At 66.2% G+C, this 21,519-nt stretch carries 18 protein-coding genes and 1 riboswitch; of the genes, 3 read left to right on the top strand and 15 right to left on the bottom strand.

Annotation, left to right across the window (positions count from 1 at the left end; genetic code table 11):
* Window positions 1-10 precede the first annotated feature (10 nt).
* The 12 genes from EV375_RS00390 to EV375_RS00330 all read right to left on the bottom strand — a co-directional run bounded on the left by EV375_RS00390 (window position 11) and on the right by EV375_RS00330 (window position 14,919).
* The gene (locus EV375_RS00390; protein ID WP_130297647.1) at window positions 11-3,532 is read right to left on the bottom strand and encodes a PDDEXK family nuclease; all 3,522 of its coding nucleotides are present in this window, start codon (window positions 3,530-3,532) and stop codon (window positions 11-13) included.
* Window positions 3,533-3,733: 201 nt separating this feature from the next.
* Window positions 3,734-4,216 (bottom strand): protein NO VEIN domain-containing protein, encoded by a 483-nt coding sequence (locus EV375_RS00385; RefSeq protein ID WP_130297646.1) that lies wholly within the window; start codon window positions 4,214-4,216, stop codon window positions 3,734-3,736.
* Window positions 4,217-4,233: 17 nt separating this feature from the next.
* On the bottom strand, window positions 4,234-4,626 hold the full coding sequence (locus tag EV375_RS00380; RefSeq protein ID WP_130297645.1) for a hypothetical protein: 393 nt from the start codon (window positions 4,624-4,626) through the stop codon (window positions 4,234-4,236).
* Window positions 4,627-4,753: 127 nt separating this feature from the next.
* Window positions 4,754-5,194 (bottom strand): hypothetical protein, encoded by a 441-nt coding sequence (locus EV375_RS00375; RefSeq protein WP_130297644.1) that lies wholly within the window; start codon window positions 5,192-5,194, stop codon window positions 4,754-4,756.
* Between the two features lie 167 nt (window positions 5,195-5,361).
* Window positions 5,362-6,699, bottom strand: coding sequence for a TerD family protein (locus EV375_RS00370; protein ID WP_486588201.1), 1,338 nt, complete (start codon window positions 6,697-6,699; stop codon window positions 5,362-5,364).
* A 799-nt stretch (window positions 6,700-7,498) separates the two neighbouring features.
* Complete coding sequence (locus tag EV375_RS00365) at window positions 7,499-8,707, bottom strand: TerD family protein (protein ID WP_486588200.1); 1,209 nt, start codon at window positions 8,705-8,707, stop codon at window positions 7,499-7,501.
* 277 nt (window positions 8,708-8,984) lie between these two features.
* Window positions 8,985-9,437, bottom strand: a complete 453-nt coding sequence (locus tag EV375_RS00360; protein WP_130297641.1) for a lamin tail domain-containing protein — start codon at window positions 9,435-9,437, stop codon at window positions 8,985-8,987.
* A 354-nt stretch (window positions 9,438-9,791) separates the two neighbouring features.
* Window positions 9,792-10,103 (bottom strand): hypothetical protein, encoded by a 312-nt coding sequence (locus tag EV375_RS00355; protein ID WP_130297640.1) that lies wholly within the window; start codon window positions 10,101-10,103, stop codon window positions 9,792-9,794.
* Window positions 10,104-10,137: 34 nt separating this feature from the next.
* Complete coding sequence (locus EV375_RS00350) at window positions 10,138-10,317, bottom strand: hypothetical protein (protein ID WP_130297639.1); 180 nt, start codon at window positions 10,315-10,317, stop codon at window positions 10,138-10,140.
* Between the two features lie 485 nt (window positions 10,318-10,802).
* On the bottom strand, window positions 10,803-11,126 hold the full coding sequence (locus EV375_RS00340; protein WP_130297638.1) for a hypothetical protein: 324 nt from the start codon (window positions 11,124-11,126) through the stop codon (window positions 10,803-10,805).
* 1,499 nt (window positions 11,127-12,625) lie between these two features.
* Window positions 12,626-12,724, bottom strand: a riboswitch (TPP riboswitch).
* A 79-nt stretch (window positions 12,725-12,803) separates the two neighbouring features.
* Window positions 12,804-14,414 carry an FAD-dependent oxidoreductase gene (locus EV375_RS00335; protein WP_130297637.1) on the bottom strand — a complete coding sequence of 537 codons (1,611 nt, stop codon included), beginning with the start codon at window positions 14,412-14,414 and terminating at the stop codon, window positions 12,804-12,806.
* Entirely contained in the window at window positions 14,407-14,919 is a 513-nt protein-coding gene (locus tag EV375_RS00330; RefSeq protein ID WP_130297636.1) for a MerR family transcriptional regulator, read from the bottom strand. Before EV375_RS00330 ends, EV375_RS00335 begins: the two co-directional genes overlap by 8 nt.
* Window positions 14,920-14,965: 46 nt before the next feature.
* Here EV375_RS00330 and EV375_RS00325 point away from each other — a divergent pair, with 46 nt between their 5' ends.
* A complete protein-coding gene (locus EV375_RS00325) occupies window positions 14,966-15,583 on the top strand; it encodes a methyltransferase domain-containing protein (RefSeq protein ID WP_130297635.1) in 618 nt (205 codons plus the stop codon).
* Window positions 15,584-15,872: 289 nt separating this feature from the next.
* A protein-coding gene (locus EV375_RS00320) for an IS5 family transposase (protein WP_207227955.1) occupies window positions 15,873-16,681 on the top strand; the annotation gives its coding sequence in 2 pieces (ribosomal slippage) (window positions 15,873-16,220 and window positions 16,223-16,681; 807 coding nt in all).
* 15 nt (window positions 16,682-16,696) lie between these two features.
* On the opposite strand, the gene EV375_RS00315 is transcribed toward EV375_RS00320, so the two are convergent.
* The 3 genes from EV375_RS00315 to EV375_RS00305 all read right to left on the bottom strand — a co-directional run bounded on the left by EV375_RS00315 (window position 16,697) and on the right by EV375_RS00305 (window position 19,440).
* Window positions 16,697-17,707: an NAD-dependent epimerase/dehydratase family protein gene (locus EV375_RS00315; RefSeq protein WP_130297634.1), complete on the bottom strand. Its 1,011-nt coding sequence runs from the start codon at window positions 17,705-17,707 to the stop codon at window positions 16,697-16,699.
* A 431-nt stretch (window positions 17,708-18,138) separates the two neighbouring features.
* Window positions 18,139-18,947, bottom strand: a protein-coding gene (locus EV375_RS00310; RefSeq protein ID WP_207227955.1) for an IS5 family transposase whose coding sequence is annotated in 2 segments (ribosomal slippage) — window positions 18,139-18,597 and window positions 18,600-18,947 — 807 coding nt in all. Because the reading frame shifts where the segments join, the coding sequence is not laid out codon by codon here.
* Between the two features lie 40 nt (window positions 18,948-18,987).
* Entirely contained in the window at window positions 18,988-19,440 is a 453-nt protein-coding gene (locus tag EV375_RS00305) for an SRPBCC family protein (protein ID WP_130301503.1), read from the bottom strand.
* An 813-nt stretch (window positions 19,441-20,253) separates the two neighbouring features.
* Here EV375_RS00305 and EV375_RS00295 point away from each other — a divergent pair.
* Window positions 20,254-21,507, top strand: coding sequence for a nucleotide sugar dehydrogenase (locus EV375_RS00295; RefSeq protein WP_130297633.1), 1,254 nt, complete (start codon window positions 20,254-20,256; stop codon window positions 21,505-21,507).
* Window positions 21,508-21,519: the final 12 nt, after the last annotated feature.

Genomic DNA, 21,519 nt, shown 5'->3' with positions numbered 1-21,519 from the left:
TGCTTCTCGATCAGAGCTGCTCGGATACTTCTTCTGGCCAGGCCCAGGTACCGGTGGGACGACCGTCCGGGTTTCGTCCGTAGCGATAGCTGGCGCGAGTGCTGGGTGGGGCAAGACGGAGGAAAGTCGTGAACAGCCCGGCGTTCGCGAGTCGGTGTAGGAAATCGTCGCTTCCAGGCATGCCGAGCGCTGTGTGTAGTTCGTACAACCGTTCCGCATCGCGCTCGTAGGGAACAACAAGCGCGGTAGAACTTGCGCGCAGCAAGTTGGCGATGTGCTGGTTGCAGGCAGAGTGGTCCAGGGTCTGAAGTGCGCGCAGCAGCTTGGACAGGCCCCGGACTCGACGGCGGTTCACCTGGCCAGCGATGTTGCGACTCATGACGCGATCGATGACCTCGGGAATTGCCGTTTGCTCAAGCTTTGTCAGTAGCTGTGCCACCGTTGCTGGGTCATTCAGGGGAAAGTGAGTTGCGACTCGCAGTGCCAGGTCGCGAGCGGTGCCGGGGGCATTGAGTCGATGCAGTTCGTGGATGAGGTCATACAAGCTGGCTGGATGGTTGAGATCCACCTGGCTGATCGGGTCGCGCTGTAGGAGGGCGCCGACAGTCTCGTGTGCCAAGAGGTGTTCCAGTTCGCGCAGCAGGATGCTCAGCGCTTTCGGGTCATTGAGTTGCACGCTGTCGTCGGGGCGGCGGTCGAGCAGGATTTGGGCGGCGGTGTGATGACGGAGGTTCTCCCTGAAGGTCCGCAGGGCAGCAGCGATAATCGCCGGGTCGGTGAGGGGCAGCGTTTCAGCTATGCGGCGTGCGAGGACGTCGAGAGGGTCGAAGGCCCGGACCTGCCTCAAGGCGGGTAGCAGGCGAAGCAGGTCGACCGGTGATGACACGACAGCCTGGCGGGCAGGATCGCGTGACAACAGCGCTCTTATCGCTGTTTTCTGCCCGGCTTCATTCAGCTGGCGCAAAGTGTCCGCGACTGCCTTCGGATCCGTGATCGGACTGTTGGCCGCCGTGCGTTCGGCCAGAGCACGCGCGGCCTGTGTGTCGGCAGTTTGCAGTGCTTTGAGTAAAGCGGTGACGGGACCGGGAAAGTTGGCCGGTAGGTGTTGCAGCAGCGTAGTTATGACCTCGTGGGCTGCCGGGGCAATCAGCAGTTCGTTCAGCAGGGAAGCCACTGCCCCTGCTTCGGTGAGGTCAAGGCACGAAACATCGATGCGCTCGAGCAGGACACAGGCCGCCCAAGGGGCTTCTGCCCTGCGGAGGGCCTTCAACAAGCCCGCGACCGTCCGGGGATCGTCCAGCGGCTCGTGTGCGGCAGCGCGGCTCGCCAGCGTACGTATCGCGTCGGTCTCGCCAGCGTTGCGCATAGCGCGCAACAGGGAAGCTACGGCAGCAGGATGTGTGGTCGGGACTCCCTCGGCGGCTCTGCGAGCCAAGTCGTGGAAGGCCGGAGTTGCTGCTCCTTCAGGCATCTGGCGGAGCTGGTGCAGTAGCGCGGCGAGGCCTTGCGGATCGTTCAGAGCAGTCTGGGTGACGAGACCGCGGCGCAACAGAATGCCGCGCGCAGAGATCGGCAGTTCCCGAAGAAGGTCTGCCAGGGGCTGGGGGTCGTCCAACGGCACATGACGGGCCACCCAGTCGACGACACGCTGCCCGCCCACAGGCACGTCAACCGCTCCGCCCACCAGTCGGCGGGCGGCTTGGATACTGCCCGCCTGTACCGCCCTGCGATACAGGGTAGCTGCCGTCTGGTACAGCCCGCGGGTCCGTGCAGCCTCAGCGAGCCGGGTGAGACTCTGCGGATCACTGACGTGATCGACGAAGGCCTCCCACAGCGCGGCAGGACCCAGACATCCCTGGCGGTGAAGCCGAGCGTGCTGGTCAAGGTATTCGTCCGGTGCATAGTTAGCCATCGGACTGCCGGAGCGTGTCCGGACCTCGTACATGGCTGTCAGCGCACGGTTGACGTCGGTGCGGGTACCGTCCTGGCGCTCGCCGGCGCAGACCGCGTGCAGTGCGGTACTCGCCCAGTCAGGATTACCTGGCCGCTGCCTGTCGGCGAGGTAACCATCGGCCCCTGCGGTGATCAGTGCCAGGGGCAGTGGCTCATGGTGTCCGAGGCGCCGGGCGTCAATTGCCGCCGTGAGCACTGCGAATTCCGTCGGTCGGAACAGATCTCCGCTCATATAGGCGTCCACCAGCTCCGGGCCGAACGTCAGCCGCTGAAGTACGCGGCCGTCATCACTGCCCGCGTCCAGCGCATACACCACACGATCAGTGTCCTCGCCAATTCGCGCCAGATCGCGCAATGTCTGCTGCTCCCGGGCGGTGAGGCGGTCCGGGACTCGGATCCGCTTGGTATGTGGACCACTGAGCAGGTGCCGGACTTGGGCGTAGACCCCAGGTGATCCTGATGATGTGGCAAAGGTCTCCCAGTACTCCGCCCACAAGGTGCCTACCGCCAGCAGCCCCGGACCCTGGCTAAGAGTCTCCTCCAGCAGCACGGCAGCCCGGGAGCCCATCTCTCCGTCCAAGAAGCGCTGCGCCTCATCCAGCCACAGCACCGTTCGCGCAGGCAGCGGCGGACCCGACAAGAGGTCCGCCAAGTCCTGTGCGCTACTTGGCCGCGCTACGGACCATTGCGGAGCCATCCGTAGGAGCGCCTCGTATAGGGTCCGTGTTTTTCCCGTCGTCGACTCACCTGTCAGCACAGCGAACACTGAGGTGTGGCCGGCTACTGCGGGTTCCAACGCATCACGCAGCTCCGCGTCATGCGCGCGCATCATGTACGGCGTTAACTCCGGCGTCGATTGGTCGTGCTGCCCACCCGGCGAGGCAGAAATGGAGTGCACACGCAGCACCAGTGGATCACACGCGTCTACCGACGACCAGTCAGAACCACGCCTGGCAATCTCAATCGAATGCTGCCCGGCACCACTCGCGGGGGGCAGATCCTCGGCGGTCAGAGGACGGCAGAATACCTCCATGGTCGCTGCACCAAAGAGGCGGCGAACAAGATTCGGCATTCTGTGCAACATATCTGATAGCTGTTGCCGCCCCCACAGATCGATCACCAGGTCGCTGTGCTGTTGCCGCAGGACCGCGAGCGCTTCGTCGATCTTGGTGTCGGCGACGCTGGCAGTGGTCACCACGACGAGGCGGCGTGCTCTGAAGGGACGGCGCCCACTGGCGTAAGTGGCTACAGCCTTGCGCAGGTTAGCAACGGTGAAGGTTTTATAGCGCTTAGCTTGGTACACCGACGTCGGCTTCCCATCGAAGAACGCTACGACGTCGATGCCCTGCTGACCCTGACCAGGCCGCCCGTACACTCGGGCTTCCTTCGCTTGCTCAACCTCAAGAGCCAGCGCCGCCACCAGATGCTCAACCGCTTCCCAAGCGAGCTCGTGCGTATTGAGCAGGAGGGGCGCGGTATTGGGCAGGGGAGGAGGCAACGGCACCGCGGGAGATGCCAATGGGAGATCCGGTCCCAGGTTCTCCCAGCTTTCGTCCCGCTCGACGTTGAAGTCATCCACCCCAGGTCCCCATTCCCATCGCGACCCTGCTCGTCACCGTTTCCGCTGCCGTTTGCGCTCGAACCTCGGGAGGACCACCTCCGCGTGTCCCTGCCTGACTTGCTGTGTGCCGTTCCCACGGACACTCGTGAACGAACACGGCTAATCGCCAGAATCGACCTTCAGAAACGCCGCAAAGGGTACGGGCTAAAGCCGAGCCCGTCAGTAGGCGACCTCGTCTCCGGCGGCGAGGACGTCGTTCGGCATGACGTACCACTCGCGTTCGTCCGCGACGCGACCTGTCGGACCACCAGGAGCCGGAGGCTTGATTAGTTGCCAGGGGAGCCGCGCCGGGTCCTCCACTACCACCAACCGGGGCGCCGGCGACCGGCAGGCGAGCACTACGTACAACCACCAGTCCCGGCTGAGCCCCAGCATTGCCGTCCGCTGACGGTCCACTAGGTGTATGGACGTTGGCCCGCCTCGGCCCTTCACCTCGATCAGCCGGGCGATGCTCCCGTCCTCGTGCCGGGAAACCAAATCGCACGTGGGCCGACCCGAGAATCCGTGGTGTTCCATGGCCCATGATTGCACCTCGGGGCCCAAGCCGACCGGCCAGCCGTGGCCGATGTCGATCACCTGCCGACCGTGCATCTCCTCGTAGCGGACCGCTAGATCCACCGCGATCCGCTCGGTATCGCTCATGGGTCTCACTGCTGTTGTCAGTCCAGAATCTCGTTTCCGGGATAAGCCCTACGCCATGCGTCGAGCACCGCGGCATGGAACTTCGCCTGTGTGTCCCGCTGATTCCAAGTGAACAGGATGCTGCGCTCGTTGCCCGTCCAGGTCTTCGGCAAGTCAAGGGTTAGGGTCCTCAGGTGCGGCGGGTCTGCCTCTGTGGCTAGGTGCACATAGCCGTTGATGAGACGCGTCGGCTCCTTTCCGTGAGGCTTAAGGACATCCACCAGCAGAGTCGTGGAGTCCTTGTGCCCCGCCAGTTTCGCGATCTGGTTCCGTTGGATCTCCACGCGGTCGGGGTAGAGCGTGGCGACCGCCGAATAGCCCTTGAACGTCTGGGGCTGGGGGTCCGGTTCATGCCGCTTACGGAGGTCCATGAGGTGCTCCCGGAAGTTGGTGTGGCCCTGATGTGACGCATCGACAGCCGTCGATGACGATGAGCCGCAGGTGGAAATGCGCGGAGGTCCGCCGCGGGTGTTGGCGAGGGTCGGCTTGAGTAGGCGGTCAGTTCTTGGGGATGTCGAGTTCGGGAGGATCCCGCAGCTCGATGTCAGTCACTGCGATGGCCTTGCGCTCTGCCAGGCGGGCGAGCTGTTCCTCGCGTATCCAGAGCGGCGTCTCGGTGTTGACGAACTCCTCCAGCCACTCGCCCGTATGCCGGTTGTATGGCAACTTCCGTGTTGCTGCGCTGCTTGCCCAGATGCTGGTGCGGTTGACGGAGAAGCCGGTGCCTTCGGCAGCGGCCCGTACGCGGTCCTCGCACTGACGCACGTAGTCCGCTGATGGCTGCTCGCTGCCGTTGTGGTGGAACGCGGAGATCGCCTCGGGCTCGAAGCGGTCGCGGTGCGCGGTGATGCCTGCTGCGCGGATCGCCTCGAGCGCCTCGTCGAACCGCTCGGCCGGCCCGTACAGGATGGTGTTGATGGCGCCGCGGACGTCTTCCATGTGGTGCTCCCTTACTGATGGATGCGGTGCCTGCTACTTGCCGGCGCTGGCGGACTTGCTGGGTTCGCGCGACTCACTGGCCGACGTGGTGGGCGTTGAGATGTCGTCGGCTTGTCAGGCAGTCGGCTTCGCCTCTCCGTGTCGCTAACGACGGCCCACGCGAGATCTCAGGCGATGCTGACGCCGTGAGCTCGGGCGAGCCCATCGAGGCCGTCGGCCCAACCCTGACCGATGGCGCGGAGTTTCCAGACCTCGCGGCCTTCGAGGGCGTGGCGGTACAGCTCGGCCATGAGCATGGCCTGGATGTTGGACTCAGCGGCCGGGTGAAAGTGCCAGGCTTCGCCTTGGGGTGTCGTGATGGCGAGGGCGGCATCAGTCAGGGCAGCGCAGGTGAGTTCGGTGTCGACGTCCATGTTTATGGAGACCGCCACGCGAGAGACGTCTGGAGGCAGCGCGGACAGGTGAACGCTGGCTTGTTCGACGACCTGTGAGCCCTCGACGTGTTTCCCGAGTAGGCGCACTCCACCCTGGGCGGCAACAGGTTGGTTGTAGAAGACGAAGTCCTCATCGCCGCGCACGATGCCGTCGGCGTTGAGGAGGAGCAGGGTGAGGTCGGCATCCGCGCCGGCGAAGCTGAACGTCAGTGTCAGCACCTGGCACGCGTCGTCTGGGAGGACCACGTTCTGTCCCGGGACGAGCCTGGTGGTCGGAGCACTGTCGGGGACGTTCGGCACAGGCTGTGGCGGTGGGGGAGTGGTCTGGCTCTTCCACTCGGCAAAAGGACGGAGGCGGTAAGGGTCGGCTCCCGTCGCGGGCGCGGCGACCGAAGCCTGGGCCAGGTTGGTGTCGAGCTCACCCAGGGAATTGCCGCCACTGCCGCTTTCATCCTGGGCGTTCTCCAGCAGAGCCTGCAGCGCCGACAGCCCAGCAAGATCCAGCGGCCTCAGGGCGCTCGAGTAGTTCCCCGATGAGTTGACCGTCACCGAGCAGGCGACGTTCTGCCCCAGATCAAGGAACCTCAGGGCGTCTTCGGGCTCCCGCCACGTAGCGTTCTCGATCGCTTGACGAGTCCACCTGCCGTAGACAACGAAACCCAGGCGCTGCGTATCTGGTATCCGCGTAAGCACTGCCAGATCGATCGCGGTGATCCCGGGAGCGGTGGCAAACCCCTCCTTCAGCGTGGCCACGACGTTCGAACCCATCGCCGTCAGCCACCACAGCATCCGGTCACGCTTCGTCAATGCCTTCAGCGTCGGACGACCACTCGGGGTGAGGCCCGGCATCTGCGCCGGCAACGAATCCAGATCCTGCTGCCGCATCACCACAGACAACACCGAGCCCTGCACGCCGACAGCACAGCCAGCCGCCGGGTTATCGGAGAAAGCCGAGTTCACCGCCTCGCACACGACGTCCTCGTCATTGCCGCGCAAGGCTTGCCACCACTGCTCAGCACCCGTGCACAGCTCCTCATACACGCCACGCAAGCGCGCCTGCTCATCAGCCAAGAACCTCGGTGCGTCCTGCTCGGCACGCGACCGAGCCGCAGCCCGCTCACCCCGAGCAAACCGTCCAACCCCCTGCAGTTGGAAAGCCGTCGCCTCCGCCAACGCCCACGGCAACGCCAGAGCTGGAGGCGCCAACACCACGGGCCGACGAGCGTAAGGAAACGACTGCAGATGCACGCTCGTCGTCCGCTCCCGCAACGCCCGCAAGTGAGCTATCGCAGCATGACGCTCAGCCTCCTGCTGCGCGCGCTCTGCCTGCCGCTGCGCCCGAGCCAACTGGGCTGCCGAAGGGGGGAGTGATCGACGTTGCGTGGAGCGCCGAGTCGTTGTGCTCCTGCGACCACCCCCCAGGCTGCTCGATGCGTAAAGGGGCCCCAGCCCACTGGAGACACGGGTCCCGCCGCTGCCCACACTCACCCGAGCCATCCGTGGACCAACCGAGGTCCTGACGCCGCGAGTTGAAACCCGAACGCTGAGCCCTGGTACGCCCACACGAAAACCGAACCCCACAATCCACTCCTCTAATCTCGAATACTTCTCGCACGTCGGACAGGGCTGGTGGCGTACTCCTCAGGTACGGGCCGGAACGCCCGAACCGTCGTGGCCACGGAAGACAAGGTGAACGTGTAGAAGGCGTCTTGCCGTACCCGAGTCGGCCAATAGGCATGCCTCATTGGAGGGCCACTTACCTGCCAACCGTCGGTAGCTGGCCGGGGGTCAGAGACCGCCTGAGTACGTGGGCTGCGGCTCGGAGTCGAAGCTCTTCCGGCTACTTGAGGGCCTGCGCATTTCTCGCCGACTATCTTGTCTTGAACTCGACTTTTCCCGTACTCATTCTGAAGTTCCCATTGGAATAAAGCGTGGGACGGGCCTCGACATGGTTTCCGCTGTACTTCTCCACGTGCCGGATCTGGGCACCGCCGGGGACAGTGAAGTCGATCAAGGCAATTGCTACCCAGTAGGACAAGTTGCGGTTGTTGAACAGCGGTACTGTCACGGTGGAGCCTCTGCCGTCTGTGACGACTGCGCGTGCGCCATAGGACTTGAACGATCCGGTTCCGTTCTCTACAGCGCTGTAGGCACACAAGAGGACGTAGCCTTGAAGATCGGGGCGACGGATTGTGACGGTCTCCCGACCGGGCGCCCGAGAGTCGCCGTCCAGGGCAATGTAGGGCGGCGCCGACGGTGAACCGAGCTGTCGGTAGTAGACCACCTGATCCGACTTGATCGGACGCTTTCCATGGGGCGTCACGAGACTGCCGGGAACGTAGAGGGCATACAGATCGAGGTCAGCGCCGGCCCGTCGTCGGGCTGCGCTCCCGCCGTTCCACTCAAGTGTGGCCGTCACGACGAGGCTTGGGTCTTCCTTGCGCATGTCGATGGTCGCCTGACCAGCCTTCGTGAGGACGACCTTGCCCAGAGGGACGAGAGGGTGCGGCATCATCGCAGGCGGGGTCGGGGCAACCACTGAAGGGATGCTCGGCGCGTAGGTAGGTTGTGACGGGACAGATACGGCGTGCTGCGGCTGAGGCGGGGGCACCAAGGGAGTTCGCTGCGCCGGGGATGGGCCTGGATCATCCACCACGATGCCGACGTCCCCGGCCAGGCCGGCCAATCCTGTGTCCCACCCTTGGCCCACTGCCCGTGTCTTCCATCCGCCGGCTCGTCGATAGAGCTCAATCAGGACGACCACCGTCTCCCGATTCGTGAGAGGCGTGGGCTCGAAATTGATCCGCGAGCTGCCGCACTCAATGACCGCACTGGGGGTGTTGCCCTCATCGAAGTGGGTGACCCGCAGTTCAGGATCGATACTCGCGACAACCGCAATGTGGTCGACAGCGGGCGGGACCGCCGCCAGATCCGCGATGATTGTTTGCCCATCTAGAGTGACCCCGTCCTGGAACGTGTGGTTGTAGAAGACGAGGTCCTCGTCGTTCCTCACTCTGCCGTTGTCGCCGAGGAGAACGGCAGAAACGTCAATGCCAGTTGTGCGCGATGTAAGGGTCACACGGCAGACACCTGTAGCCAGATGCGTGTTGCCACCTTTAGTCAGATTAGTAGTCATGGCTCCCTCTCACAGTTGTGTACATCGCGATGCCTGGCGTGCTTACACGACAAGCGTGTGCGGTGAGGATGATGTGCCAACGATCCGACACAGCTAAGCCTTGGTTGGGGTTGGCCGTCCCCGAAGGCGTTTGTGTATTACCGATGGCAAGGTGCGTAGTTTCGGCAAGCCGCTCGTGACGACCTGTATGAACTTCGCACCGCTGCCACCGGCACTGCAGTCAGCACATCTTGTAGTCGGCGCGGGTGGAGTTGTAGGAGCAGGAGTCCCGCAGGGCGCCGGTGGGCTTGTAGAGACTCGCCTTGTCCTTGTCGTTGTTCCAGACGTACCAGGAGCGGCCCATGTACAGGTGGCCGGCGGACTTGGTGCCCTTGCCTGTATGCACCTTCACGGTCTTGCCCGCGCTGATGCGATAGGAGGGGAAGACGTACGAGTGTCCTGTGGAGTCCTTCAGGGTGTGGCCCTGCATCTGGAACGACGAGCCGGTGGAGTTCTTGATCTGCACGTACTCGGCGTTCAGGCTGCTGCTGCCGCCCCGATCACTGCCAGGGCTGTCGTAGTACACCTTGTAGATGTAGACCGTGCCAGCGGCCTGTGCCTGCGACGGGACCATCGCGAGCCCCGCCAAGCAGGCCAGGGCGGCAGTGGTAGCTGCGGTGCGGATTCTGGGCATGTGCGTCCTTGGTGTTGAGCCGAACTCCCTCACGGCGTCCGGCAGATGCTAAGAATACGGTCAACTCAGGCACGAACTTCTCTAGTTGCAAAACTGGTACATATGATCCCACCTCGCGGGGGGCTCGCGTTCCCGCTCATCAGGCCCAGGAACCCGTCTCCCGGCCGTCCGGTTCAGGCCGGCAGCTATGGGTGAAGTCCGGCCGCGCCGGAGGCGGGTGCCGCACCGCTGCAACAACACGGACAAAACTGACGGACTACCAGGCGTCGAAAATCGGCTGGCTACGCCTTGCGGCAGATGTGCGTCCGCACGACTTTGTTGATCCGCCTTGCCTCGGCCTTGCTGACCCGAACGTCAGATGTGCCGAAACGCTCCTGCGCGGGCCCGCACTTCGCGGTTGCCCGTGAAGGCGCTGCACTGGTTGCGGCCGTTCTCGACGGCCTCGTCGGTGTCGCTGACGAGGGTTGGTCGAACGGCGCGTAGGGCTGCGAGGTACTCGATGCGGTCCTTACCCGCGGGGGCCCTTGGAGGACCGGTCGGGGCGTTGGTGGGCGTGCTTTGCGTCGCCCTCGAGTTGGCGGGCTTTGCATCGGGATCTTCGGTGCACGCCGTGAAGGCGGCGAGCCCAAGCACGACAAGAGCGGCGGCGGTGATACGGCGATTCACGGCAGATCGGTTCCTGTGTTCAGCAAGGGTGATGTCACCCGTTGGGCTGGCGCACGGGGCCGGTGTGCCCCTCGGGGATGTGCATCACGGTGACGCGGCGGCGGCGTGCGGCAAGGAAGACCGGCGTCCACAAACCGACGGTGCACACCATGGCGGTCCAGTGGAATCCGAGGGCCACCCATCCCAGTTTCCGGCGGGATCTGATCTTTGGCACATCGCCTCCATTCATGAAGAGAGAGTGAATGAAGTGTGTGACGGATGCGCCGTCAAAATAGTTGCACCCTGAACAAGTTGCGTGCGTCACACGCAGCCGATTACTTGGGGCCCCGTAGTTCCAGGCGATGAACTCCTCGTGCTGCGAGCACACATCATCGACCCTCACGCTCCTGTCGCTGAGCGCTCACGCCGGCAAGGTGATCCTCAAGGGGTCGGCCCTCCGGCCTGCGGAGCTTCGAACATGGCCGGCTGTGCAGAGTGCTGTGCGGTGGGTTGGGTGAGTCGGTAGCGGGAGGGTGGGATGCCGTATCGGTCGATGAACGCTTGGCGGAGGGTTTCGGGGGTGCCGAAGCCGCAGCGGGTGGCGATGCCGGCCATGGGCAGGGTGGTGGAGGCGACCGGGGTCTGCCCGAGGTGTTTGGAGGAACAGACGGGTCGGGTGGCGTTCGCTTACACCGGCGCCGGAGGCCAGTGCGGCTGTGGTCAGACGGGATCGGTGAACGAGATTGGCTTGCCTGCGGCATGGGCGTATGCGATCTCCCTGCTCGTGGACTCGCCGACATACCCGCCTGGGTTGACGACCAGAACCCGGTCAGCCAGATCGATCTTGCGCAGGTGGAGGGCGTCCAGCGCGGTCTTCTGCTCGTTGGTGATCAACTCGTCTGCTTCGTGGTCCTCGGCGCGCGGGAAGACGCCTGGCGCGACGACGATGGCACCTGCGAAGGTCAGATCACGGTTCGCCGCGCTCATCTCGTCCACGAACCGGGTAGAGCCGCAGATGCAGACAATCTCAGGTCGGTCGGGCACGGCTCAGTCCTTCGGGTCCAACGGGAAACCGTCTTCCCCAGTGCGTTCGCCTGGCGAGGCGGCGTCGCCTCCCGCGCGTGCGGGAGAGCGCCGGTTGGAAACTCACGATGCGGTCGGAGTTGAGAGTCACCCCCGCGTGTGCGGAGAGGACGCCTGGTGCGCCTGGTGGGCTTTGTGGGCCTTGAGCCACAGGGAGTCACCCCCGCGTGTGCGGAGAGGCACCCCTTGCTGAACTGCCGGACTTCTCCCTTGAGTTTGCCTTTAAGAATAGCTCCTCAGAGTCCGACCTTCGAGCCCCGGGAAGACGTCCGGGGATAGCCCGGCCACAGGCTTCTGTACGGGAGTCACCAGACTCCCGCCCAAGACGCGCAGGCCCTCGACTTCGCGAACCGCGAAGCCGGGGGCAGCGACGTGCCGGTGACCCCCGCTCGACGCTGCATCGGTCAGGTCCCGCGCACCTCCGTCCCCGGGCTCCCAGGGCGAAGACGACCTCCGTGATCAGCCCCCTGGCTGACACCGTTGCACCCGACGCCGCAGGCCCTCCACCTCCTGTCCGACCCGGGCTACCTCATCTACGGCCCGGCCCGCGCGATCACCGCCGCGATCGCCGACGACCGTCCACCCCTCCCCGAGGGCGGCCGCACCATATGGCACCGCGCCGCACCCCAACTAACCGCGACCGACCGGAAGCCAGCCGAACACGCCGCCCTGCTGCACGCCGCAGCCCTCAGCACCAACGACCGCCTGGCCGAGTACCTCAACCCCCTCGCCGAGCGGAATACCTGCTCAGCGGCGTGGTCCCGCCCCGACTTCCCAGTCGCTGCCCTCGGGGTCACTCCGGACGGCGCACCCGAACTGGTGGCCGCCGACGCGCTGGGCCACCTTGCCGGATACGGACCCGGAGGCGAGCCCCCCAGCCCCGACAGCCGCCCCGCAGCCCCTGCGCCCCCACCAGATCGCCATACGCGACCGTCGATCGCTGCTGGCCCTGGACTGCACCCGCTGAGCGCCCCGGAGGACACCAGCACGCACCACACCCTCACCAACCATCGCCACCTTCCACGGCGCGGTAGCCCTGGCCTCCCCGGACACCGAAGCCACCGCCCTCGGCGGCTCACCAGACGGCCGGTACGCTGCGGTCGGGAATGGCAAGGGGCGGATACACCTGTGGCCCCTGCACAGCTATCAGCCCGGACCGCGAACCATGGACCTGCAGCGCGGCAAGTTGCTCGCCACCGCCTGACTGTCTCTGCCCGGCCAGGGCCTCAACGTGGATTTCTCGGCCGGGCTGGACGGGACAATCTGGCTGTGGGAAACATCGGCGGACCGATGCCTGACCCCGTCAGTCGGCGCCCCGCCCTCGCCGCCGCCGACACTTCGACGGGCCCGCTCTTGGTCGCGTCGAAGGACGGGTGTGGGCCGATGGCGGCCACCGGTCCCTCTGAGCCGTCCGGCCCGCGCGGTGTCGGTGAGGCGGACGGCCTGGGTGATGACAGGTGTGATGGCATTGAGGACATCCCACCGCCAGCGCTAACTGGTTCAGGTTCGACGGGTGTGATCTCAGCCCCGCTCGTATGGGGGCACCCCGTGCCGGTGTGCGTGTGCCAGGCTACCCACGCGGTCAGACGGCTTGAAGCGGAGGGGCGGCTTCCTGTTCAGGGGGTGCCTGATCTCGTGTCAGTGGCCGGGGATGTTGGGCCACTCCCGTTGGATGCCCTCGCGCTCGAGCAGTCGGCAGAACTCCTCGCGCAGGGCTGCTTGTTCGTGGACTTGATGGGGTTCGGTGCCGCGTTCGAGGCAGTAGGCGGCCAGCAGCGACGATGCCTCGCCGATGTTCCATTCGACGGGGTGGAGGCGTAGGCAGCCGTTGGAGATGTGTGTGGTGCCGGCGTTTTTGCATGCGGGTAGCAGGTTGCGCATGCGGACGGGCAGCAGGGCGCCGAGGGGGATTTCGAAGGGGACGCTGTCGATGTCGATGTAGTTGTCGCCGCCGGTGGAGGGGTGCAGGTCGATTCGGTAGGAGCCGATGCCCACGGAATCTTCGTAGTGCGGGGCGCCGCCGGCCCCCACCACATCCGCCGCCACGTGGTTCTCGGTGACGGTGCGCGCTGCCCGGATGCGGCGTGATTCGCGTACATAGGGGGCCTTGGCCAGACCGTCCGCCGTTCCTGTCACGTCGCCGCGTAGGCGGAGGCCGGGGAAGCCGGTGCCGCCGTCTTTGCGGGGTGCTTCGGTCTGCAGCCAGTGCAGCAGCGAGAAACTCAATTCCCGTGCTTGGCCCAGGTGATGGGCGGCTTCCTGCTCCGAAGTCTCGACGATGGGGCCGAGCCAGTAGTCGTTCATGGGCCAGTTGACGAGTGTGACGTCGGAGTTGAAGGAGCCGGGGGTGTGGAGGCCTGCGGCGAGGATGCGGCGAAACATCCACAGTTCCCGGTCGCCGTTGTTGCGTGCGGGGTCGGCGAGTTCGTCGATCGGGTCGCCCGGCGGGTTCGGGTCCAGCCACCGCTCGTACGGCTCCAGGGTGCTCGGGATGGGCGCCTTGAAGCCGAGCAGCGGGCCCGGCCAGAAGTCCGGCTGGTACGCGCGCCAGCGCTCGTAGGAGACGGGGCGGTCGATGGTGTGGTCTTCGCCGTCGTGGTGGGAGAGGGCGAAGGTGACGGTGAAGCTTTGGATGTTGGCGGGCTGCGCCTCGGCCGGCGCATGCGGTTCGCCGTGCTGGTCCGCGCTCTCGGCTCCGATGACGTATTCGGCGCCCGCGGCCGGGAGCAGATCACCGTGTTCGGTCGCGTCGAGGAAGAACGGGGCGGATACCGGGAATGTCTCGCCGTCGGGTCCGGCGACCTGCAGGGCCTCCACCCAGTCCCCGTCCCGCACGGCGGCGGTCACGCGGTGGTTCAGCAGTATTTTCAGCCGCTGCGCCGCCATGTGCGGGGCGAGAGAGGCTTCGATGACGGCCAGCGCGGCGCGTGGCTCGTGGCACAGGCCGGACACGCGGGCGGCGCCGGGGTTGAGGGAACGCCAGGCGCGGGCGCGTTCGGTCAGCGGGTACCAGGTGCGGTAGTAGGAGCGGATGTCTTCACGCAGCCGGCGGTAGGAGGCCGTGCAGCCGAACTGCTCAATCCAGGGGTGCTCGTCCGGAGGCACGGCCTGCGAGGTGAGCTGCCCCCCGAGCCAGTCGGTCTCCTCGATCAGCAACACCCGGTGCCCGCGGCGGCACGCGGCCAGCGCCGCCGCCACACCTCCCAGGCTCCCGCCGGCGACGACGAGGTCCACTCGTATCTCACGCATCCCTGCCGTGCTCTCCTTCTGTACTGGTGTGAGGGCGCCGCACCGGCGGCCAGAAGAGTCCCTTTCCAGGTGAGGGCACTTCATGACCATGCTCGGCGGCGAGTTCCTCGAAGGAGACACCCGCGAGGCTGCGCTCGAGGTTCTCGACCATGAACGGGCAGTCCATGACGGGATGTTCAGCTGGGCATTCCAGCGCGTGCCGCAGGAAGTGCCGCGCCCCCTCGGCCCGCGTGATCAGCTCATCCAGCGCGGTGACGGTTTCGTTCACGGTCTGACGCCACTGGTCGCCCGAGTCCTGCAGGACGGCACGGGTGTCCTCCAGGCTCAGTCCCAGATGCCGCATGAACTGCACGAATGCCAGCATCTGCAACTCCCTCGGCCCGTACATGCGCCGGCCCCCGTGCCGGGCGGCCGGCGTTACGATGCCCCGCTCCTCGTAGTAGCGCAGCGCCGAGGTGGCCACGCCGACCCTCCGGGCCGCTTCGCCGATTTCCACGAAGTCCATGGGCGTCATTTGACTTCAAGCCGACTTGAAGCGCCAGGGTTGCGTCATGGACAACGACGCACGCGCCTGGGCTTTCGACCGGCCCGTCACCTCGCCCTTCGCCCGCCCCGCCGGCGTCCTGGGGCGCCTGGCCGGCAGGTTCATGCTGTGGACCAGCAACCAGGACGAGGTGCTGGAACTGCTCGACGTGCGGCCCGGCCACGCCGTGCTGGAGATCGGGTACGGGCCCGGCGCCCTGGTACGCCTGCTCGCCGCCCGCACCGGCGCCGCTGCAATCCGCGGTGTCGACCCGTCACCCGAGATGTGCCAGGCGGCGACCCGCACCAACCGGGCCGCCGTACGTCAGGGGCGGGTCGCCCTCGGCCTGGGCACGGCGCAGGACACCGGAGAGGCCGGGTGCAGCGCCGACCGCGTCGTGTGCGTCAACAACGTCGCCATCTGGCCCGACCTGGAGACCGGAGTGCGGGAGGTGCACCGCGTGCTGCGTCCGGGAGGGCTGGCGGTCATCGCCTGGCACGGCGGCAGCTCACCGGGCCGTATCGCACGCAGCCTGCGTCTGCCAAAGGAGCAGCTGGACCGTATCGAGGGGGCGCTGGCCAGTGTGTTCTCCGAGGTGGGACGCAGCCAGCTGAGCGACCTGGTCGCTTTCACCGCGGTGCGATGAACTCCCGGATCCGCATGGTTAGTTGAGGTGCACTTCTGACCCCGGTCGTGCCGCTGGACCTGCCGCTTGAGCGCGACGGCGCTGGTGGCGCTGCAGTCGATGAGCGTGTGGGAGGCCACTTGGGCGTCGTCGGTCCGAGGGCGGTGCACGTCTGGAAGCGCCCACCGGAACCGAAGGCAGCGCTGCCCACAACCGTGACCCGCATGCCTGCCGGCTCTTTCCTCTGTGCCGCTCCGCGCCTGCGGTTTAGACGTCGTTTCTTATGGTGTGTTCGCTCGTTGAGTGGTGCATGGGTGTTCTGGTTCAGCGGTTGGTGCCGGATGAGTTGTGGGTGTTGTTCCGGCGGGTGGTTCCGGCGACTGTGGTGATACGTCCGCAGGGTGGTGGCCGGGCTCGGGCGGGTGATCGTGAAGTGCTGGCGGCGATCTTGTTTGTGGCGACGACGGGCTGTACGTGGCGGCAGTTGCCGCCGGTGTTCGGCCCGGCCTGGCCCACGGTCTACCGGCGCTTCGCGCAGTGGAGCCGGGAGCGTGTATGGGCTCGCCTTCACCGCGTGGTTCTGGATGAGCTCGGCTCCCAGGGCGAACTGGACTGGTCTCGGTGTGCGATCGACTCCGTCAGTGTCCGGGCCGCAAAAGGGGGCTTCTGACCGGACCGAATCCGACCGACCGTGGCAAGTTGGGATCGAAGATTCACCTGGTCACCGACCGGAACGGAGTGCCGCTGTCGCTGGGAATCTCTGGCGCCAACATGCACGACAGTCTTGGCCTGCCCCCGCTTGTGCGAGGCATCCTGCCCATCCGCTCCCGGCGCGGTCCCCGTCGCAGACGCCCTGACAAGCTGCACGCCGACAAGGGCTACGACTACCTCCACCTGCGCCGATGGCTCCACGAGCGTGGCATCACTGATCGCATCGCCCGCAAGGGCGTCGAACCCTCGCAGCGGCTCGGTCGCTACCGCTGGGTGGTGGAGAGAACGGTGTCCTGGCTGGCCGGCTGCCGACGCCTCCACCGGCGCTACGAACGAAAGCCCGAGCACTTCCTCGCCTTCGTCGGCATAGCCGCAACCCTCATCGGCTACCGCCGACTCACCAAGTGAAACAACGTCTTAGAACTAGCGCGGCCGGTGTGCCTCGATCAGCCGCTCCATGATCGCCTCGCGCCGGGTGTCCACGACCCGCCGGGCGGGGTCCTCGTCGTACCAGGCGACGATCTCCCGGGCTCCCTGCGTGAACGGCACGGACGCCGTGAACTCGGGCACCAGCCGACGGACCTTGGTGGTGTCGAAAACCATCGAGTGGGCCTTGTCGCCCAGCAGGTCCTCGCCCCAGGCCGGGTCGGCGGCGGCGATCGCGTCGGAGGGCACATGGACCAGCCGCGGCTCGTCCACACCGGCGGCGCCGGCCACGATCCGGTAGATGTCGTCCCAGCTCAGCACCTCGTCGCCGGTAATGTGGAAGGTCTCCCCCAGCGCCGCGGGGTTGCCGAGGAGCCCGGTGAAGCCCAGCGCGAAGTCGGTGTGGTGGGTCAGGGTCCACAGTGAGGTGCCGTCGCCGTGCACCATCACCTCCTTGCCCCGCCGCATCCGCTCCACCGCCGTCCAGCCGCCGTCGAAGGGCACGGCGGTGCGGTCGTAGGTGTGGGAGGGCCGTACGACGGTGACGGGCAGGCCGTGCTCCTGACGGGCCCGGGCGAGCAGTTCCTCGCAGGCGATCTTGTTCCGGGCGTAGGCGGAGTGCGGGTTGTGCAGCCGCGCCGTCTCGGGGATCGGCACCCGGGCGGGTGGCCTCCGGTAGGCGGCGGCCGTGGCGATGAACACGTACTGGCCGGTGCGCCCCGCGAACAGGTCGACGGACCGGGAGACCTGCTCGCTGGTGAAGCCCAGGAAGTCAACGACGACGTCGAACTCCCGGCCGCCCAGCGCCGCGCGCGCCGCGTCACCGTCGTGGACGTCGGCCGTGATCACGGTGGCGCCCTCGGGAACGGGCCGCGCGGCGGAGACGCTCCGGTTCAGCAGGTGCACGTCGGCGCCGAGTTCGGCGGCCCGCGCGACGCAGGCCGAGCTGATCACTCCGGTGCCGCCGATGAAGAGGACGCTCCGGCCCTTGATGTGATTGGTGGTCATGAGGGTGCCGCTCCTCGGAGGTGGGGGGGACGGTGGTTCTCGGTGGGAAGGCGCGGGGTCACTCGCCGGGGAACGTCACGCCCAGGTCGGCGCGGATCTGGTCGAGGGCCCGCATCACGCGCAGCGTCTCGTCGAGCGGCGTGAGGTCCGACTCCCCCTTGCCGGCGGCCACGCACCAGGCCGCCTCGGCTGCCTCGTAGAACAGGCCTCCCTCGCGCCGGTCGGGGACGTGATAGCCGAGCAGTTCGTTCGTACGCCCGCACCCCGACCACCACCTCGATCTCGGGCACGCACGCCCGGCTGGACCCGGGAAGGATCCCGAACCCGTCCTCGGGCCATGCCCGTGCTGCTTCGGTCGGCTCCATGCTGGAAGGCTCGACGACACTGATCCAGCACGCAACGGAATTACCGCTTTCGGCTAAGACGTTGTTTCACTTGGTGAGTCGGCGGTAGCCGATGAGGGTTGCGGCTATGCCGACGAAGGCGAGGAAGTGCTCGGGCTTTCGTTCGTAGCGCCGGTGGAGGCGTCGGCAGCCGGCCAGCCAGGACACCGTTCTCTCCACCACCCAGCGGTAGCGACCGAGCCGCTGCGAGGGTTCGACGCCCTTGCGGGCGATGCGATCAGTGATGCCACGCTCGTGGAGCCATCGGCGCAGGTGGAGGTAGTCGTAGCCCTTGTCGGCGTGCAGCTTGTCAGGGCGTCTGCGACGGGGACCGCGCCGGGAGCGGATGGGCAGGATGCCTCGCACAAGCGGGGGCAGGCCAAGACTGTCGTGCATGTTGGCGCCAGAGATTCCCAGCGACAGCGGCACTCCGTTCCGGTCGGTGACCAGGTGAATCTTCGATCCCAACTTGCCACGGTCGGTCGGATTCGGTCCGGTCAGAAGCCCCCTTTTGCGGCCCGGACACTGACGGAGTCGATCGCACACCGAGACCAGTCCAGTTCGCCCTGGGAGCCGAGCTCATCCAGAACCACGCGGTGAAGGCGAGCCCATACACGCTCCCGGCTCCACTGCGCGAAGCGCCGGTAGACCGTGGGCCAGGCCGGGCCGAACACCGGCGGCAACTGCCGCCACGTACAGCCCGTCGTCGCCACAAACAAGATCGCCGCCAGCACTTCACGATCACCCGCCCGAGCCCGGCCACCACCCTGCGGACGTATCACCACAGTCGCCGGAACCACCCGCCGGAACAACACCCACAACTCATCCGGCACCAACCGCTGAACCAGAACACCCATGCACCACTCAACGAGCGAACACACCATAAGAAACGACGTCTTACTGCGTGCTGTTGTCGAGCAGGCCGGCCAGGCGTCGGAGGGCCTTGTGGTTGGCGCGCTGCAGCAGCCTCCTGATCAGGGGAGCGGCCAGGCGTTCACTGAGGGGCGCAGTCTGCCACGAGTACTTGAAGAAGATGCGGGTGCCGCCGCCTGGAATCTCGTTGAGGAGATACGTGCCGGTCGCGACTCGCCGTCCGCCGGCGCCGGTGTTGCGCTCGGTGATCCGCAACGGGCGCTGCGCCGCGACGACTTCGATATCGATGCGTTCGCTGCGGCCGGCGATGACGGCGGTGACGCGGGCCGCGGCGCCGACACCGCGCGCGGGGCCGGAGTACTGCCACTGGCGCAGCATGTGGTCGGTGAACTCCTCGTGCGCCGCAAGGACGTCCAGGACGTCGTAGACCTCTTCCCGCGGCTGGGGCACCTCGATGTGCACAATGACCGGTCGCACGGGTCTCATCGTAGTCGGTGCTCCGGGCCCATCCTGGTGTGGCGAGGGCATGCGGGCCTCAGCCGTGCTGCACAGCAGATCGGGCCCGTGCCGGAGCCGCGCCAGCGGCTCGGTGGGTACGTGCAGCGTCCGCACTGCGGCGTAGAGTGCCCGACCCTCAGTCCGGGCGCGAAGTAGGCGTCGGATCGCACCCGCCGAACCTTCATCCGTCACCACCTCAGGTTGAAGACGGTCGTAACCAGGCTTCTGTTTCTCTATCGGCCTGCCCCCACGTGGCCTCGGCTTCGAGGCCAGAGGTCTCTAGCCACCTCGGGGCGGGCATGACTCAGGGGCAGCCCAACCGCCTGTGTCTGCAGGGAAGTTGCGAGGCTTGCGGTTCGCGCAGCAGGCATCAAATGTTGCGGTTCAACCACGGAGTCTTTACGAGACACTCACATGGCTCTTTCGGTGGTCACGGGGTGGTTGAATGTTCATCGAACGCGGGATGCAGGCCCGCGAGTGCCGAGGTGATCAGACCGCCTAGCAAGGCGGCGACTTCGGCTGGCGGAGACGGCAACGGCAGGTTCGACCCTCGATGGAGCCAGGGCGGCAAGCTGACGGATCTCCGCTCGATGACAGCGACTCCTGATCACGGATCGCCCGCAAGCACTTGAGGTGGGTCATCCCGTGATGGCCGGTGCACGCCGATCGGGCGTACCTCCACTGACTCATTCAGCCCCATCGCGGGGGCGTCCACCGGCAGTTGCCGTGGGATCAGCATCTGTCGGCGTGGGCGCCAATCAGGTGCGTCGCACTAGACGGAAAGAGGGGCCCATGCGCGTTGTCGTGATGGGGCAGGGGTATGTGGGACTTCCGCTGGCCATGGCTGCTGTGGAGGCGGGGCACCATGTCATCGGTTATGAGCCGGACGCGAACCGTTGTCTGAGCCTCAAGTCCGGTTTCTCGTATGTGGAGGATGTCCCTGCCTCCCAGATCGAGAGAGGACTGAGGGCCGGTACGTATGAACCCACGGGCGATGCTTCGGACTTGGTGGGCTGGGACGTCGCGGTCATCGCCGTCCCGACGCCGTTGAAGAACCGGTTGCCGGATCTCAGCTACATCGAGGACGCGGCCCGGTTGCTAGCTGCCGGGCTCGAGGCCTTCGGGGATCAGACGGTCGTCCTGGAGTCGACCACGCATCCCGGCACCACGCGTGAGGTTCTCATCCCCATCCTGGAGGACCTCTCCGGCCTACAGGCGGGCACGGACTTCTCGGTGGGGTTCAGCCCGGAGCGCATCGACCCTGGCAACGCGACCTGGAACTTCAGCAACACCCCCAAGATTGTCGCCGGCCTGACGGACCACTGCGCGACCAAGGTGCAGCGCTTCTACCAAACGATCACCGAGGTGGTCTGCCCGGCGAAATCCCTGGAGAGCGCCGAACTCGCGAAGGTCCTGGAGAACACCTTCCGCCATGTCAACATCGCCCTCGTCAACGAGATGAGCCGGTTTGCTCATACACTCGGCATCGACCTGTGGGATGCGTTGGACCTGGCGGAGACCAAGCCGTTCGGCTTCATGAAGTTCACCCCCGGTCCCGGCGTCGGCGGGCACTGCCTGCCCGTGGATCCGGTGTATCTCAGCCACCACGTCAAGACCACGCTGGGCGAGTCGTTCCGCTTCGTGGAGCTGGCGCAGGACATCAACGAGCAGCAGCCCGCCTATGTGACGCGCCGTCTCCAGGACGCTCTGAACGAACGCGGCATAGCCCTGAACGGAGCCCACATCGTGGCTCTGGGACTGGCCTACAAGCCGGGAACGGCAGACGTCCGTGAGAGCCCGGCCTGGGCTGTTGTGGACCTGCTCCGCGCCAAGGGCGCCCGGGTGAGCGTCGTGGACCCTTATGCGGCTGCGGAGCACGCCGAGGTCCACGCATCGGTGGACTCGGTGGACGCCAAGAACGCAGACGCGGTGGTGGTGCTCACGCCCCACGCCGAATTCGACCTGCACCAGGTGGCGGAGAAAGCCGCCTACGTGCTGGACACCCGTGGAGTCGTTCCGCTCCACGGCAACCTCGAGCGGCTCTGACGCACCCGCTCA

The sequence above is a fragment of the Streptomyces sp. CNZ301 genome, assembly GCF_004217425.1.
The sequence above is the reverse complement of the archived record's forward strand: the minus strand, read 5'-3'. Positions and strand labels throughout refer to the sequence as shown.

Excerpts from the sequence above, each read along its gene's own strand:
- EV375_RS00385 (WP_130297646.1), bottom strand. The coding sequence starts at position 4,216 with ATGAGCGATACCGAGCGGATCGCGGTGGATCTAGCGGTCCGCTACGAG.
- EV375_RS00380 (WP_130297645.1), bottom strand. The coding sequence starts at position 4,626 with ATGGACCTCCGTAAGCGGCATGAACCGGACCCCCAGCCCCAGACGTTC.
- EV375_RS00375 (WP_130297644.1), bottom strand. The coding sequence starts at position 5,194 with ATGGAAGACGTCCGCGGCGCCATCAACACCATCCTGTACGGGCCGGCC.
- EV375_RS00360 (WP_130297641.1), bottom strand. The coding sequence starts at position 9,437 with ATGCCCAGAATCCGCACCGCAGCTACCACTGCCGCCCTGGCCTGCTTG.
- EV375_RS00335 (WP_130297637.1), bottom strand. The coding sequence starts at position 14,414 with ATGCGTGAGATACGAGTGGACCTCGTCGTCGCCGGCGGGAGCCTGGGA.
- EV375_RS00330 (WP_130297636.1), bottom strand. The coding sequence starts at position 14,919 with ATGGACTTCGTGGAAATCGGCGAAGCGGCCCGGAGGGTCGGCGTGGCC.
- EV375_RS00325 (WP_130297635.1), top strand. The coding sequence starts at position 14,966 with ATGGACAACGACGCACGCGCCTGGGCTTTCGACCGGCCCGTCACCTCG.
- EV375_RS00315 (WP_130297634.1), bottom strand. The coding sequence starts at position 17,707 with ATGACCACCAATCACATCAAGGGCCGGAGCGTCCTCTTCATCGGCGGC.
- EV375_RS00295 (WP_130297633.1), top strand. The coding sequence starts at position 20,254 with ATGCGCGTTGTCGTGATGGGGCAGGGGTATGTGGGACTTCCGCTGGCC.